Source organism: Planctomyces sp. SH-PL62 (assembly GCF_001610895.1).
Classification (GTDB): Bacteria; Planctomycetota; Planctomycetia; order Isosphaerales; family Isosphaeraceae; genus Paludisphaera.
The window spans coordinates 279,609-294,155 of record NZ_CP011273.1 but is presented as its reverse complement, the minus strand read 5'-3'; the positions used below and the strand labels follow the sequence as shown (position 1 = coordinate 294,155).

Sequence of the window (14,547 nt, the reverse complement as noted above, 5' to 3'; positions counted from 1 at the left end):
TCACTTCGAGCCGAACGCCTTGCCCGCCTTGCGACGGACGGCCTCGCCCTCGTAGCGGATCCCCTTGCCCTTGTAGGGTTCGGGCGGCCGCACCGCGCGGACCTCGGCGGCGAACTGGCCGACGGCCTGCTTGTCGGCGCCGGTGACGACGACGTGCGTGGCGTCCGGGACGGCCACCGTCACCCCGGCGGGCGCCTCCAGGACGATCTGGTTGGCGTACCCGACCTGCAAGGCGATGGTGTTCGCCTTCTTGAGCTGGGCCTGGTAGCCGACGCCGACGATCTCAAGCTTCCGGGTGTAGCCGGTCGCCACGCCCTCGACCATGTTGGCCACGAGGCTCCGGGTCAGGCCGTGGAGCGCCCGGCTCATCCGCTCGTCGTTGCGACGGGCGACGGCGATCTCGTTCTTGGCCTCGTCGAAGGTCACGGAGACCTCGGGACGGTGGCCGTAGCTGAGCTTGCCCTTGGGCCCCTCGACCTGGATCGTCGAGTCGGCGATCGCGACTTTCACGTTGGCCGGGACGACGACCGGCTTTCGACCGATACGGGACATGGCTCCGTCTTCCTCGTTCTTGTTCTGGCGATGAAGGTGGTTCGGTACCCGGGGAGGCGGAGGCCCGGCTTAGTAGATCATGGCCAGGACTTCGCCGCCGACCTTCTGGTCGCGGGCGCGGCGGTCGCTGACGATCCCCCGAGGGGTGCTGAGGATCTGGATCCCCATGCCGCCGAGGACCGGCCTGAGGTCCTTGTAGCCCCGGTAGACCCGGCGGCCCGGCTTGCTGATGCGGTCGATCTTGGTGATCAGCCGCTCGCCGTTGGGGCCGTACTTCATGTGGAGCCGAAGGGTGCGGGCCGGGACGGTCTCGATCTCTTCGAAATCCCAGATGTAGCCTTCGTCCTTAAGGACCTGGGCGATCCCCCGCCGCATGTTGGAAGCGGGCATGTCGAGGGACGTGCGCTCGATCCGCACGGCGTTGCGGATCCGGGTCAGCATATCTGCGATCGGGTCGGTCATCATGGCGGGGAAGCCTTCCTGAACCGTCGCGGGTAACGTCCCCGGGGGCGCCCTCTCGGGGCGGCTCCTCTCTCGGGGTGCGTCGGCGCGGCGGGGCGACTCGGACGGACGCGACTATTCTGTTCGGAGTGTGGGGGGAGTCGGCTCCGCACGGCCGAAGAGCCGGCGGGTTCGCGGCGGACGCGCCTGGGCGAGGGCCGCGGGCGGCGCGGGGGAGGGCAGCGGGCCCGGCCCGGCGTCGCGCTACCAGCTCGCCTTCTTGACGCCCGGGATCAGGCCGCGGCTGGCCAGATTCCGGAAGCAGATCCGGCAGATGCCGAACTTGCGATAGTAGGCTCGGGGACGACCGCAAAGCCGGCACCGATTGCGGTGCTGGACGGCGAACTTGCGGGGCGTCTCGGACTTGATCTTCTGGGCCTTGGTCGACATGCTCAACCTTCCAGGACCGTGCGGTGGACGCCTCGCGGCGGCCGGTCAATTTCGCGTCGGGGTGTTACTTCGACCCGGTTGGGGTCGGGCGTACGTCGGATCGGGATCGGGGTCGGCCGGGGTCGGCCCGGCTCACTTGCCGTAGCGGCCGCCGGCCGAGCCGGGCTGGCGGAACGGGACGCCGAACAGGCGGAGGAGTTCCCGGGCCTGGTCGTCGTTCTGGGCGGTGGTGACGATGGTCACGTCCATGCCGTGGGTGTGCTGGATCCGGTCGGCGTCGATCTCGGGGAAGACGACCTGCTCGGCGAGGCCCAGGCTGTAGTTGCCGTGGCCGTCGAAGCTGTTGGGGTTGACGCCGCGGAAGTCGCGGATACGAGGCAGGGCGATCGACACCAGGCGGTCGAGGAATTCGTACATCCTCGCCCCCCGCAGGGTCACCTTGCAGCCGATGTCGTTCCCCTCGCGGAGGCGGAAGCCCGACACCGACGTCTTGGCCTTGGTGAGGGCCGGACGCTGGCCGGTGATCCGGCCGAGGCTCTCGGCGGCGGAGTCCAGGATGGTCTTGTCCTGGGTGGCCCGGCCGACGCCCATGTTGACGACGATCTTGGAGAGCTTGGGGATCGCCATCGGGTTGTCGAGGTTGAACTTGGCGGCGACCGCCTGCTTGATCTCGGTCTTGTACAGTTCTTGGAGGCGAGCCATTCCCGGTTTCCTTCGTTATCGGCGGCGGGCTTGCGGTCTCCGCCCCGGGGCCCGGCCTCGGGGGGGCGGCGGTCGTCAGCGGTCGGCCTGGGCGGCCTCGGCGTGCGCCTTCTTCTTGGGCCCGAGCGTCCCCAGCCCCTGGCCGCACTTGCGGCAGAAGCGCTCCTTCACGCCCTCGGCGGTGAACCGGGCGCCCTGACGGACGCCGCGGTTGCACTTCGGGCAGAAGAGGAGGACGTTCGAGACAGCGACGGGCATTTCCTTGGAGAGCCGCCCCCCCTGGGGGTTCTTCTGGCTCGGCTTCATGTGCTTGTAGACCCGGTTGACCCCCTCGACGACGACTTTGTTCTTCGAGGGGATCGCCCGGAGCACCTTGGCGATGCGTCGGCTCGACGGGGTCCCCTTGTCGTCGCCGGCGATCACTTCGACCTGGTCGTCTTTCCGGATATGCATGGTTCACTCGCTCGCTTGCGAAACGCGTCGCGGGGGTCGGGGGTCGGCCGGGCCCGCTCCGTGGTCAGACGACCTCGGAGGCCAGGCTGATGATCTTCATGAACTGGCGGTCGCGGAGCTCGCGGGCGATGGCCCCGAAGATGCGCGTGCCGCGGGGGTTCTTCTCGTTGTCGATCAGGACGACCGCGTTGCGGTCGAACTTGACGTAGCTGCCGTCGGTGCGGCGGGCCTGGTTGCGGGTCCGGACGATGACGCAGCGGACCACGTCTCCCGCCTTGACGTCGCTGCCGGGCGAGGCCTTCTTGACGCTGGCGATGATCGTGTCGCCGATGCCGGCGGTGCGCCGCTTGTAGCGGGACGCGCTGCCGCCGAGCACCTTGATGCACATCACTTCCTTGGCGCCGCTGTTGTCGGCCACGTCGAGCCGGGTCTGCATCTGGATCATGGGTCGGTGACCTTTCGCTGGTCGGGTTCGGAGGCCGTCAGTCGGCCGGCTTCGGGGTCGGGGCCGCGGCCTCGCCCTCGCCGGCGAGGGCCTGCTGGGCGCCCTTGCGGACGATCCGGACCAGCCTCCACCGCTTGAGCTTCGACACCGGCCGGGTCTCCATGATCTCGACCAGATCCCCCACGTGGGACTCGTTGAGCTCGTCGTGGGTGTGGCAGACGGTCCGGCGCTTCATCAGCTTGCCGTACTTGTCGTGGGGCACGAGCCGCTCGACCACGACCCGGCGGGTCTTGTTCATCTTGTCCGACGCCACCACGCCGACCTCCGTCTTGCGGGGCTTGCGGGCGGCCGTCGAATTCGCATTCGCGAGGCTGGGTTGGCTCATCGTGCGTGCTTCGGTTTCGGGTTGAGGCTTTGGTGGATGTCGCGTCGCGACCCGACGCCCCCCGGGGAGGGGGAGGTCAGGAGGCGACTCCGGCGGCCTTCTCGCGCTCGATCTGGCGCTGGCGGAGGATCGTCTTGATCCGGGCGATCTCGCGCTTGGCCTTGATGATCTCGCTGGGGGCCTCGAGCCGCTCGGTCTCGCTCTGGAGCCGGAGGCGGAACAGGTTCTTCTGCACGTCCTTCAGCTGCAGCTCGAGCTGCTCGTCGGAGTGGTCGCGGAGTTCGGAGGCCTTGCTCATGGGTCCTTTCGTCCTTCCGGTCGTCTCGGCCCGCTCGCGGGCCTCCGGTCGTCTCGTCGTCTCGCTGGTCTCGCCCCGCCTTCGACCCGGTCAGACCGTCGGCCGGCGGGTCACGAAGCGGCAGGCGACGGGCAACTTGTGGGACACGCGGTTGAACGCGGCCCGGGCGGCGTCCTCGGACAGCCCGCCGATCTCGTAGAGGATCGTCCCCGGCTTCACCACCGCGGCCCAGAACTCGACTTCGCCCTTGCCCTTGCCCATTCGGGTCTCGGCCGGGATCGCGGTCACGCTCTTGTGCGGGAAGATCCGGATGTAGAGCTTGCCGCCCCCCTTGACCGCCTGGCTGGCGACCACGCGGCCGGCCTCGATGGTCTGGGCGCTGATCCGCCCGGGCTCGAGGGTCTGCAGCCCGTACTCGCCGAACGCGACGTAGTTGCCGCGGGTGGCGTTACCTTTTACGCGGCCTTTTTGGCTTTTTCGATACTTGACCCGCTTGGGCATCAGCGCCATCGCCAGCCTCCATCTTCAAATAGTCGCCCTGGTTGACCCATACCTTGACGCCGATGTGGCCCTGCGCGGTCTTGGCCTCGGCGAAACCGTAGTCGATCTTGGCCCGGAGGGTGCTCAGGGGGACGGACCCCTTGGCCGCCGCCTCGGTCCGCGACATCTCGGCCCCGCCCAGCCGCCCGGAGAGCTGGACCTTGACGCCCCTGGCGCCGCCGTCCATCGTCTGCTCAAGCGCCCGCTTGATCGTCCGCCGGAAGCTCGAACGCTTCTGGAGCTGCTCGGCGATGTCCTCGCTGATCAGCTGGGCGTCGATCTCGGGTCGGGGGACCTCGACGATCTTGATCTCGATCCGGCGGCCGGTGAGGTTCTGCAGCTCCTCCTGGAGCTTCTCGACCTCGGCCCCCTTGCGGCCGATCACCACGCCCGGGCGGGCGGTCGACAGGAGCACCGTCACGGCGTCTCGCGTCCGCTCGATCTCGATCTTGGGGATGCCGGCGAATCCGTACTTGTTCTTGATGAACTTCCGGATCTTGAAATCCTCGACCAAGAGGTCGGCGAACTCGTGCTTGGAGGCGTACCAGCGGCTCCGCCAGTCCTCCATCACGCCCACGCGGAACCCGGTCGGTCGAACCTTCTGGCCCATCGCTCAGCGTCCCCCGGCTTGTGGATAGCGCATCTCTTCGTCCTCTCGTCCTCTCGTCCTCGGCGGGCGAAGCGCCCGGCCGGGGGGTGCGTCAGGCCTCGTCGGTCCGGCTGAAATCCTCCAGCCCGATCGCGATGTGGCTGCTGCGGCGGCGGATCAGGTAGGCCATGCCCCGAGCCCGGGGCATCAGCCGCTTGAACATCGGGCCGCCGTCGCCCCGGGCGTCCGTGACCACCAGGTCGCCGACGTTGCGGACCCCGCGGTCCTCGGCGTTGGCCATGGCGCTCCTGAGCACCCGCTCGACCAGCCGGGCGCCCCGGTGGGGCATGTACTTCAGGATGTCGAGCGCGTCGTCGGCGTACTTGCCGCGGATCAGGTCCAGCAGGGGCCGGACCTTCCGCACCGAGATGCGGGCGAATCGGTGGCTGGCCGTGTATTCGGCGATGGTGCTCATGACCGGAGTCTCGTGTTATGTCCGCGGGGGGCCGGGGCCGGGCCCCGTCGCCTCGGGCCGTCGCGACGGGCCGCTCGTCCCCGGGCGTCTCGTTTCGGTTGATCTCGCGGCGGCGGCCGCCGCCCGCTTCCCTTGCGTCGACTTACTTCCTCGCGCCCTTCGCGGACTTGCCGCCGTGGCTCCGGAACGTCCGCGTCGGCGCGAACTCGCCGAACTTGTGACCGACCATGTCCTCGGTCACGTACAGCTTGATGAAGTTCTTGCCGTTGTGGATCGCGAAGTTCTTGCCGATGAATTCGGGCACGATGGTGCAGGCCCGGGCCCAGGTCTTGATCGGCTCGCGGGCGCCCATGGCGTCGGCCTTGGCGGCCTTCTCCAGCAGCCGCTCGACGACGTACGGGCCTTTCTTGAGCGAACGTCCCATGAATGAAGCTTCCCTTGATATTCGATGACCAGGACGGAGGAGCCGTCGCGGGGTCGGGCCGGCTCCGCGACGGCGCTCGGCTCAGTTCGGGATTCAGACCTTGAGCTGACCGTAGCGGACGCTCGTACGGCGGCGGATGATCGCCTTGTTCGACGGCTTGCGGCGGCGACGGGTCTTGCCCCCCTTCGCCAGAACGCCGGTCGGCGACTGCGGGGTGTGGCCCTTCGACCGCCCCTCGCCGCCGCCCATCGGGTGGTCGACCGGGTTCATCGCCATGCCGCGGACGTGGGGACGACGCCCCAGCCACCGCTTGCGACCCGCCTTGCCCAGGCGGATGTTCATGTGGTCGGAGTTGCCGACCACGCCGATCGTCGCCCGGCAGGTGGCCGGGATCCGGCGGACCTCGCCCGACGGCAGCGTGATCTGGGCCCAGGTCCCCTCGCGGGCGGTCAGCGTCGCCGACACCCCGGCCGAGCGGCAGAGCTTGGCCCCGCCGCCGGGCTGCATCTCGATGTTGTGGATCGAGTGCCCGGTGGGGATCTTGCTCAGCGGCAGGCAGTTGCCCACCTTGGGCTCGGCGTCGGGCCCGGAGTTGACGGCCATCCCCGCCTTCAACCCCTCGGGGGCCACGATGTACCGCTTGGCACCGTCGGGATAGACGATGAGGGCGATCCGGGCCGACCGGTTGGGGTCGTATTCGATGTGGGTCACCTGGGCGACCTGGCCGTCGCGGTCGTTGCGCCGGAAGTCGATGATCCGGTACATCCGCTTGTGGCCGCCGCCGCGGTGCCGGGCCGTGATGAAGCCCTGGTTGTTCCGCCCGCCGGTCTTCTTGAGCGGCTCGGTGAGTGACTTCTCCGGCTTCTTGTTCTTATCCGTCAGCTCCGAGAAGTCGCTGACCGACGCGTTGCGGCGGCCCGGACTGGTCGGCTTGTAGTAGCGGATGCCCATCGCTGGATTCCTCTGCGGGCGGCCCGGCCGGCTGCGCCCGTCCCTTCACGTCTCGGTGTTCGGTCCCGGGGGGCGGGCGCGGGGCCCGCCGCGACCCATCCTCATACGATCAATAGAAGTCGATCCGATAGTCGTCGTGGAGGGCGACGATCGCCTTCTTCCAGCTCCGGGTGCGGCCCTGCTGGAGCTTGACCCGGCGGAGCTTGCCCTTGCGGTTCTGGATGCGGACGTCGCGGACCTTCACGTTGAAGAGGACCTCGACGGCCGCCTTGATCTCGGTCTTGCCCACCAGGGGGTTGACCTCGAACGTGTAGGCGTTGTGCCGCTCCGAAAGGTGGGTCGCCTTCTCGGTGATCAGCGGCCGGACGACCACCTGGTGGGGGTCGAGGGCCGGTCCCTTGCGGGAGTATGCGGGGGCTCGGCGGAGCGTGACCATGGAATCAGGCCTCCACGGCGCGACGCGCCGGCTGGGACTTCACGCGCTCGATCAGGGTCGTGAGCGCCTCGCGCGTCAGGACCAGGTATCGCTGCTTGAGCACGTCGTAGGTGTTGAATTCGGCGACCGGGGCCACCGTCACGCCCTCGATGTTGCGGGCGCTGCGGTAGAGGACCGGGTCGGCGGCCGGCAGGCCCAGCAGGATCGACCGGCCGTCGAGGGTCCGACGCACGGCCTGGGCCTTGGTCTCGCCCACGACCTCGGCGGCCTCGGCCTCGGTGATGTCGGGCCGGCGGATCGCCTTGAGGGCCTTGGCGACCGTCCGGGTCTGGGGCTTGTCGAGGCTCAGGCCGTCGAGCACCAGGACCTGGTTGTCCTGGAACTTGGACAGCAGGGCCATCCGGATGGCCGTGCGGACGGCCTTCTTGGGGATGCTGTAGCGGTAGTCGCGGTTGCGGCGGGCGAAGGCGACGCCGCCGCCCTTCCGCTTGTTGGTCCGCTTGGAACCGGCCCGGGCGTTGCCCGTCCCCTTCTGGCGGAACAGCTTCTTCTTCGAGCCGGCGACGTCCGACCGGCCTCGGGTGTTCACGGTCCCGACCCGGCGGGCGGCCAGGTGCATCAGGACCACGTCGTGAAGGAGCTGCTTGTTGACGGCCCCGCCGAAGTCGGCGGGGTCGATCGACTCCTCACCCACCTTGGCGCCGTCGGGGTTGTAAACAGGGATCGTCAGCATGGCGGTCGTATCCATCTCCGAGGGTCCGCGAACCCGGCTCAGCCCTTGTTGGTCTGACGGACGGTCAGGTAGCCGCCGTTGGGGCCGGGGACGGCGCCGCGGAGCAGCAAGAGGTTGTTGGTCGGGTCCACCCGGACGATTTCCAGGTTCCGCACGGTCACCTGGGCGTTGCCGAACTGGCCCGGCTTGCGGATGCCCTTGCGGGTCCGCGACGGGTCGGCGCTGGGACCGGAGGAGCCGGGATGGCGGTGCATCCGCTTGACGCCGTGCGTGGCCCGGAGGCCGCGGAAGCCGTGACGCTTCATGACGCCGGAGAAGCCGCGACCCTTGCTGACGCCGGTCACGTCGACGTTCTTCACGTCGCCGAAGACCTCGACCGTCAGGGTGGTCCCGGCCGCCACGTCGACCGCCTCGGCCTGGCGGATCTCCTTGACGTAACGCTTGGGCTCGGCCTCCACCTTCTTGGCGTGGCCTCGCTCCGCCTGGGTGGCGTTCTTCCGCTTCTTGTCGTCGAAACCGAGCTGGACCGCGTGGTAGCCGTCGACTTCGTCGGTGCGGACCTGCAGCACGGTGCAGGGCCCGCACTCCAGAACCGTGATCGGGACGGCGGTGCCGTCCTCCTGGAAGATCTGGGTCATTCCGATCTTCCGTCCCAGCAGTCCCACTCGCATCGTCGAACTCCGTGTACAACCGGTGGCGGCGCTTCCGCCGGCCGAGCCCCGGGGGGCCGGGACGCCCGGCGGGCCTCGCGGCGAGGCGTGTTCCAATCAACCTGGGTGGGTGGCGGACTTCGACGGAGGATCGCGGCCAGGCTTTTCGGCGATCCCGGCGTCGGGGCTGTCTCTCGGCCTGGGCCGATTGAGGCGTCCGACGCATCCGGACGTGCACGTACCAGTCGTACGCGGTCCAGGAAGTCTTCGGCCCGTTGCGACGACCGGGGGAGGTCGGCGTCGGGCGTCTTCAAGGCGATAGCTGTTATCCGGCGATCAGGCGCCCGAGGGCGAAGCCTTGATCTTGATGTCCACGCCCGCGGGCAGGCTCAGTTTGTTCAGGGCGTCGATCGTCTTATTGGTGGGCTGGACGATATCGATCAGCCGCTTGTGGGTCCGGATCTCGAACTGCTCCCGCGACTTCTTATCGATGTGCGGGCTGCGGAGCACGGTGTACCGTTCGATCCGGGTCGGCAGGGGGATCGGCCCGTGCACGATGGCTTCGGTCCGCTTGGCCGTGTCGACGATGTCCTTGGCCGACTGATCCAGGATGGTGTGATCGTAGGCTTCCATCCGGATCCGAATCCGCTCGTTGCTGATACCCGCCACCGCAGTCACGTCCTTCCGCCCGAAACCCAGCCGATCCGAGGTGAGCCGGTCTCACCTAACTGGCCTATCACGTAGGAAAGTAAGAGTGTATCGCCACCCTCAGGACCCGTCAACCATTCCCCATGCCGTTTTTTCACGGAATCTTCCGCGCGACCCGAACGGCGACGGCCTTCGGCCCCTCGCTTCGATCCACGCGGTCTTGACGACGGCGCAGCCGCCTTGAATCCGCGATTCAACGCTGGTCGACCGACCCGATTTCTCGCGACGTCGTCGTCGCCCTCCCGGTATCGGCCGCGACGTCGAGCCGACTGCACCCTTCACGGGTCGGTCGTCCTCGGCGGCGAGGGATGATCCGGATTGGACGGCGTCGTCGCAAGCGACGAATCCTCGAGCCGGTTTCGCCGCAATGGGCGATCGCGGTGCAATGTCCCACTTAGGGGGCGCTGCGCCTCGAAGCTCTCTGGCGATTCGATCGGAATCGAACGCGGAAGGTCCGCTGGCGAGATGATAATCGAATCCCGCTCCGAACTCCAGGGGCCTGCTTGCTTTCCGACGCCCGATCCCCGCGTCGGGGCCCGTCCTTCGGGGCTCTCGGCGTCGCGACGGGAGCCGGGATCTCGGCCCGGCGCAAGGCCGGTCGGCTTATCTGTCGACGTTGTAACCAACTCTCCAAAAACAGCTTGCGCCGGAATTTCCGCTTGCGCCGATCGCGCCGGAAAGTCCAGCAGCCACTCCTGAACCCACGTTGGAGAGCGGGTCCCCGCTCCCTCGCGGACGGCTCATTTTTTTCCTTGGATTTTCGCAGCGAGGTCTCTCCTCTTCTCCCTCGACTTCATGCAATGCGGCCGAACGAACCCAATTTCCTGCCACGCCTTTTCGATGTAAACCGACACTGCGATTAACCTTGCGTCGAATTTCTTTGATTCGAGGCTGGCTCGAACGAAGCCTATCTTACGCTCTGGGCGCAGGTCGTTAACGCCATATCGGCCGAACGGAGCCAATTGAGATCGACATAACATTCCGAATCCACAGGAATTACGACGTCTTACGGTCTCATGTCCGGTGTCAAACGAAGCCAATTTTGGGTCGCGGGTTCGCTGGCCAGGCTCTCTGAAACCGGCCGGGGTGGTACGGCTTCTCGTGGGTCAGCGGCTATAGGTGCGTGGGGTCGCTCGGCGGGGGGGGGAGGCGTCCGTTGCGGAACACGTGGGTGAGCATGGCCTTGGCGCGGTCGGGCCAGGGGGTGGATTGGGTGGCGGCGACGACTTCCTCGATGGGGTAGGGAACGCGCTTGAGTTCGACCCGGCCGTCCTCGATGACGGCGTAGGCGGCGCGGGGGTCGCCGTCGCGGGAGATGCCGACGCTGCCGGGGTTGACGACGAGCTTATCGCCGACCTTGAGCTTGAACTGCATGTGGGAGTGGCCCACGCAGACGACGTCGGCGTCGACGTTTTCGAGGCGGCGGGCCCAGCCGGCCTCGTCGCGGAGGAGGTATTCGTCGAGGGGGTCGCGGGGGGTGGCGTGGACGAGGAGGTAGCGGACGTCGTCCAGGGTGACGCGGCAGGTGACGGGGAGTTGGAGGAGGTATTTGCGTTCGTCGGGGGCCAGGGCCTCCCACATGTCGGGCCGGGTGACGCGGGTCAGGTAGCGGAAGCCGAGGTCGCCGGTGACCGGGACGCCCTGGGCCACGCCGTGGTCGTGGTTGCCCCGGACGGCGTGGTCGGCGTGGGTCATGGCCCAGCGCACGCAGGCCGACGGCTCGGGGCCGTAATCGACGAGGTCCCCCAGACAGAAGCAGACGTCGTGGGGTTCGTCGATCGCGGCGAGCGCCGCGCGGTTGGCGTGGAGGTCGGAGACGACGAGGATCCTCATCCTAATTCCTGTTCACTCAAGCCATTGTTCATGCCACAACTGGAACATCAGGAGCGTCCAGAGGGGTTTGCGGTGGTCTCGGGCGCCGGCCTGGTGCTCGGCGACGCGGCGGGCGACTTCCTCGGGGCGGAAGAGGCCCTGGGCCCGCAGGCGGTCGGGGGCGAGGAGTCGGTGGAGCAGGGGGGCGAGCGGGCCCCGGAGCCATCGGGCGACGGGGATGCCGAAGCCTTTCTTGGGGCGTTTGAGGATCGCTTCGGGGAGTCGGGACGCGGCGGCCCGCTTGAGGAGCCGCTTGGTGGTCCCCTTGCCGTACTTGTAGGACGAAGGCAGGGACCGGACCTCGTCGACCAGGCGGGCGTCCAGGAACGGGGCGCGGACTTCCAGGCCGCAGGCCATGCTCGCGCGGTCGACCTTGGTCAGGATGTCTTCGGGGAGGTAGGTCTCCTGGTAGAGCTCCAGCGAGCGGTCGAGCGGGTCGCCGGGGTCCTCGGCGGCGATCCGGGCGGCGAGCGAGGCGTGCTCGGCCTCGACGTCGAGACCGTCGGCGACGAGCAGCCGGGCCAGCTCGGGGCCGGAGAACGAGCCCAGCCAGCGCTGGTGGGCCAGGGGGGGGGCTTCGGCGGCGCCCCGGAGGAACTGCTTGAGCTTGAAGTCGAAGCTGAAGTTGCGATGGTCGACGGGCAAGCGGCCGACGGCGGCCTCGGCCAGGGCGCGGGCGGGGCGGGGGAGGCCGCGATAGATCCTGGCGGCGCGTTCGGCTTCGAAGGTGGGGTAGCCGGCGATCAGCTCGTCGGCCCCGTCGCCGCCGAGGGCCACGGCGACGTGCTCGCGGGCGAACCGGCTGAGGAGGTGCGTGGGGAGGACCGAGGCGTCGCCGAACGGCTCGTCGAGCCAGGCGGCGACCTGGGGCAGCAGTTCGAGGACCTGGTCGACGGAGAAGGTCCGCTCGTGGTGGTCGGTCCCCAGGAATTCGGCGACGGCCCGGGCGTGGGCGCTCTCGTCGAAGCTGGGGTCCTCGAAGCCGATGGAGAAGGTGTGGACGGTCGCGGCGGGCTCGACCTCGCAGAGCGCCGCGGCGACGCTGGACGAGTCGACGCCCCCGGAGAGGAAGACGCCCAGCGGCACGTCGGAGCGGCGGTGGCGGGCCACGGAGTCGCGGAACGAGCCCCAGAACCGCTCGGCCGCCTCCTCGAACGGCGGCGGGCTCGGGTCGCGCGGGTGGCCTTTGGGGAAGAACCGGGAGACCCGGACGCGGCCTCCCTCCCAGATCAACACATGCCCGCGCGGCAGCTTGCGGACGCCCTGCCAGATCGAGTACGGGGCCGGGACGTACTCGTAGAAGAGGTAGCGGGCCAGGCCGTCGGGGTCGAGCGCGCGGGGGACCTCGGGGTGTTTCAGCAGGGCCTTGGGCTCGGAGCCGAACGCCAGTCCGCCGCCGGGAAGCTCGGCGTAGTACAGCGGCTTCTGGCCCATGCGGTCGCGGGCCAGGATCAACCGACGGCGGGGACCGTCCCAGATCGCCAGGGCGAACATGCCGTTGAGCCGCTCGACGAAGGCCTCGCCGTCCTCCTCATACAGATGGACGTAGGTCTCGGTGTCGCAATGGGTCCGGTAGCGGTGGCCCTTCGCTTCCAGGCCCGGTCGCAGCTCGGGCTCGTTGTAAAGCTCGCCGTTGTAGACGATCCAGACCGAGCCGTCCTCGTTGGCGAGCGGCTGGGCGCCCCCTTCGACGTCGATGATGGACAGCCGCCGGTGCCCCAGGGCGACGGGCCCCGCGACATGCACGCCGTCGCCGTCGGGCCCGCGATGGGCGAGGACGGCGGTCATGGCCTCGACCACCGAGCGATCCGCCGCCCGATCTCCGCCGTTCACGAATCCGGCGATCCCACACATCGCGCCGCCGCCCTTTCCGCCCTGGTTTCGATCCCCCTCGTCGCCGGTTCAGCGTACCGCAATCGTTCGGCGTCGGGGAAGGCGCAGCCGGTCGGAGGGACGAACGGGTCGGGCGAGGGCCGATCGCCACGCCCGCCCCCCGGCGCGCTCAGGCCAGGAGCGGCTTGACGACGTTCCCCTTGACGTCGGTGAGGCGGAAGTCGCGGCCGGCGTGGCGGAAGGTGAGGCGGGTGTGGTCGAGGCCGAGGAGGTGGAGGATCGTGGCGTGGAGGTCGTGGACGTGCACGCCGTCCTCGGCGACGTGGATGCCGTGGTCGTCGGTCGCGCCGTGGACGTGGCCCGCCTTCACGCCGCCGCCGGCCAGCCAGGTGGAGAAGGCCCAGTGGTGGTGCTCCCGCCCCTTCGCGTCGGCCGACTCATGATAGGGGGTGCGGCCGAACTCGGTGGTCCAGACGACCAGGGTGTCCTCCAGCAGCCCGCGCCCCTTGAGGTCGCGGATCAGGCCGGCGATGGGGCGGTCGACGTTGCGGGCGAGCGGGGCGTGGGTCTGCATGTCGCCGTGGGCGTCCCAGTTGTTCGAGGCCCCGGTGTCGACCAGCTCGATGAACCGGACGCCCCGCTCGCAGAGCCGGCGGGCGACCAGGCATTGCCAGGCGAACCCCTCGGTCGATCCCCGCTCCAGGCCGTACAGCCGGAGGGTGGCGTCGGACTCCCGCGAGACGTCGAAGGCCTCGGGGGCCTCGTGCTGCATCCCGAACGCGGTCTCGAACGACCGGATCCGCGCGGCCAGGCCGGGGTCGTCGCCCCGGGCCGCCAGGTGGTCGCGGTTCAGCCCCTGGATCCGGGCGATCTCGCGTTCCTGGAGCGAGGCGGAGCGGAGCCGGCGATGGAGGTCGGCGATCGGCTCGGGGCCGGGGACGACCCGCGTCCCCTGGTGGCAGCCGGGGAGGAAGTCCGCCCCCCAGGCCTGCTCGCCGGCGTAGGGCGAATGGGGGGCGATCACCACGAACGACGGCAGGTTGCGGTTGAACGTCCCCAGGCCGTAACTCACCCACGCGCCGACGCTCGGCCGGGCGAAGGTGATCGACCCGGTGTGGGCCTGCAACGTCGCCTCGTAGTGGTTCGTGTGGTCCGACTTCATCGACCGGATCACGCAGAGGTCGTCCACGCAGCCGGCCATCTCCGGGAACAGCGAGCTGACCTCGATGCCGCTCTCGCCGTGCTTCGCGAACGTCCAGTCCGGCCGCTTCAGGAAGCGAGCGTACTTCCCGCGCTTCCCCTGCCACTCGTCGATCTCGATGCTCTTGCCGTGGTCGGCGAAGAGCCGGGGCTTGGGGTCGAACGAGTCGACGTGGGAGACACCTCCGGTCATGTAAAGCATGATCACCCGCTTCGCCCGGGCGGGGAAGTGGGGGGCGCGAGCCGCCAGGGGGTCGTCGGGGGCGGTCCCCTTCGCCGTCCCGGCCTCGGCGGCCGAGAGGTCGGCGAGGATTCCGGAGAGCCAGAGCGAGCCGCAGCCCAGCCCGGCCGTGGAGCGGATCAGGTCGCGCCGGGAGACGCCGGTCGGTCGGTCGCTCATGGTCCGGGCT

Annotated in this window: 20 protein-coding genes; all 20 read right to left on the bottom strand. The window is 69.0% G+C overall.

Going from position 1 to position 14,547, the window contains the following annotated elements:
* The gene (gene rplF, locus VT85_RS01170) at positions 1-552 is read right to left on the bottom strand and encodes a 50S ribosomal protein L6 (RefSeq protein ID WP_068409447.1); all 552 of its coding nucleotides are present in this window, start codon (positions 550-552) and stop codon (positions 1-3) included.
* A gap of 69 nt (positions 553-621) precedes the next feature.
* Positions 622-1,017 (bottom strand): 30S ribosomal protein S8, encoded by a 396-nt coding sequence (rpsH, locus tag VT85_RS01165; RefSeq protein WP_068409445.1) that lies wholly within the window; start codon positions 1,015-1,017, stop codon positions 622-624.
* A 240-nt stretch (positions 1,018-1,257) separates the two neighbouring features.
* A complete protein-coding gene (locus VT85_RS01160) occupies positions 1,258-1,443 on the bottom strand; it encodes a type Z 30S ribosomal protein S14 (RefSeq protein ID WP_068409443.1) in 186 nt (61 codons plus the stop codon).
* A gap of 132 nt (positions 1,444-1,575) precedes the next feature.
* The gene (gene rplE, locus VT85_RS01155; protein WP_068409441.1) at positions 1,576-2,145 is read right to left on the bottom strand and encodes a 50S ribosomal protein L5; all 570 of its coding nucleotides are present in this window, start codon (positions 2,143-2,145) and stop codon (positions 1,576-1,578) included.
* 75 nt (positions 2,146-2,220) lie between these two features.
* Positions 2,221-2,598 (bottom strand): 50S ribosomal protein L24, encoded by a 378-nt coding sequence (rplX, locus tag VT85_RS01150; RefSeq protein WP_068409439.1) that lies wholly within the window; start codon positions 2,596-2,598, stop codon positions 2,221-2,223.
* Between the two features lie 64 nt (positions 2,599-2,662).
* A complete protein-coding gene (gene rplN, locus VT85_RS01145; RefSeq protein WP_068409437.1) occupies positions 2,663-3,043 on the bottom strand; it encodes a 50S ribosomal protein L14 in 381 nt (126 codons plus the stop codon).
* Between the two features lie 37 nt (positions 3,044-3,080).
* Positions 3,081-3,428 (bottom strand): 30S ribosomal protein S17, encoded by a 348-nt coding sequence (rpsQ, locus tag VT85_RS01140; protein WP_068409435.1) that lies wholly within the window; start codon positions 3,426-3,428, stop codon positions 3,081-3,083.
* A 76-nt stretch (positions 3,429-3,504) separates the two neighbouring features.
* A complete protein-coding gene (gene rpmC / locus VT85_RS01135; RefSeq protein WP_068409433.1) occupies positions 3,505-3,726 on the bottom strand; it encodes a 50S ribosomal protein L29 in 222 nt (73 codons plus the stop codon).
* A 90-nt stretch (positions 3,727-3,816) separates the two neighbouring features.
* A complete protein-coding gene (gene rplP / locus VT85_RS01130; RefSeq protein ID WP_068409431.1) occupies positions 3,817-4,236 on the bottom strand; it encodes a 50S ribosomal protein L16 in 420 nt (139 codons plus the stop codon).
* The gene (gene rpsC / locus VT85_RS01125) at positions 4,175-4,876 is read right to left on the bottom strand and encodes a 30S ribosomal protein S3 (protein ID WP_068409429.1); all 702 of its coding nucleotides are present in this window, start codon (positions 4,874-4,876) and stop codon (positions 4,175-4,177) included. Before rpsC ends, rplP begins: the two co-directional genes overlap by 62 nt.
* A 91-nt stretch (positions 4,877-4,967) precedes the next feature.
* On the bottom strand, positions 4,968-5,330 hold the full coding sequence (rplV, locus tag VT85_RS01120; RefSeq protein ID WP_068409427.1) for a 50S ribosomal protein L22: 363 nt from the start codon (positions 5,328-5,330) through the stop codon (positions 4,968-4,970).
* Between the two features lie 142 nt (positions 5,331-5,472).
* Positions 5,473-5,754 carry a 30S ribosomal protein S19 gene (rpsS, locus tag VT85_RS01115; protein ID WP_068409425.1) on the bottom strand — a complete coding sequence of 94 codons (282 nt, stop codon included), beginning with the start codon at positions 5,752-5,754 and terminating at the stop codon, positions 5,473-5,475.
* Between the two features lie 93 nt (positions 5,755-5,847).
* A complete protein-coding gene (gene rplB / locus VT85_RS01110; RefSeq protein WP_068409423.1) occupies positions 5,848-6,705 on the bottom strand; it encodes a 50S ribosomal protein L2 in 858 nt (285 codons plus the stop codon).
* A 109-nt stretch (positions 6,706-6,814) separates the two neighbouring features.
* The gene (gene rplW, locus VT85_RS01105; RefSeq protein ID WP_068409421.1) at positions 6,815-7,141 is read right to left on the bottom strand and encodes a 50S ribosomal protein L23; all 327 of its coding nucleotides are present in this window, start codon (positions 7,139-7,141) and stop codon (positions 6,815-6,817) included.
* 4 nt (positions 7,142-7,145) lie between these two features.
* Complete coding sequence (gene rplD / locus VT85_RS01100) at positions 7,146-7,874, bottom strand: 50S ribosomal protein L4 (RefSeq protein ID WP_068409420.1); 729 nt, start codon at positions 7,872-7,874, stop codon at positions 7,146-7,148.
* Positions 7,875-7,912: 38 nt separating this feature from the next.
* Complete coding sequence (rplC, locus tag VT85_RS01095) at positions 7,913-8,545, bottom strand: 50S ribosomal protein L3 (protein WP_068409418.1); 633 nt, start codon at positions 8,543-8,545, stop codon at positions 7,913-7,915.
* Positions 8,546-8,860: 315 nt separating this feature from the next.
* Entirely contained in the window at positions 8,861-9,193 is a 333-nt protein-coding gene (rpsJ, locus tag VT85_RS01090; protein ID WP_015244106.1) for a 30S ribosomal protein S10, read from the bottom strand.
* A gap of 1,152 nt (positions 9,194-10,345) precedes the next feature.
* A complete protein-coding gene (locus VT85_RS01085; protein WP_068409416.1) occupies positions 10,346-11,065 on the bottom strand; it encodes a metallophosphoesterase family protein in 720 nt (239 codons plus the stop codon).
* 12 nt (positions 11,066-11,077) lie between these two features.
* On the bottom strand, positions 11,078-12,958 hold the full coding sequence (gene asnB, locus VT85_RS01080; RefSeq protein ID WP_068409414.1) for an asparagine synthase (glutamine-hydrolyzing): 1,881 nt from the start codon (positions 12,956-12,958) through the stop codon (positions 11,078-11,080).
* 148 nt (positions 12,959-13,106) lie between these two features.
* Positions 13,107-14,537, bottom strand: a complete 1,431-nt coding sequence (locus tag VT85_RS01075; protein ID WP_068409412.1) for a DUF1501 domain-containing protein — start codon at positions 14,535-14,537, stop codon at positions 13,107-13,109.
* Between the last annotated feature and the right edge of the window lie 10 nt (positions 14,538-14,547).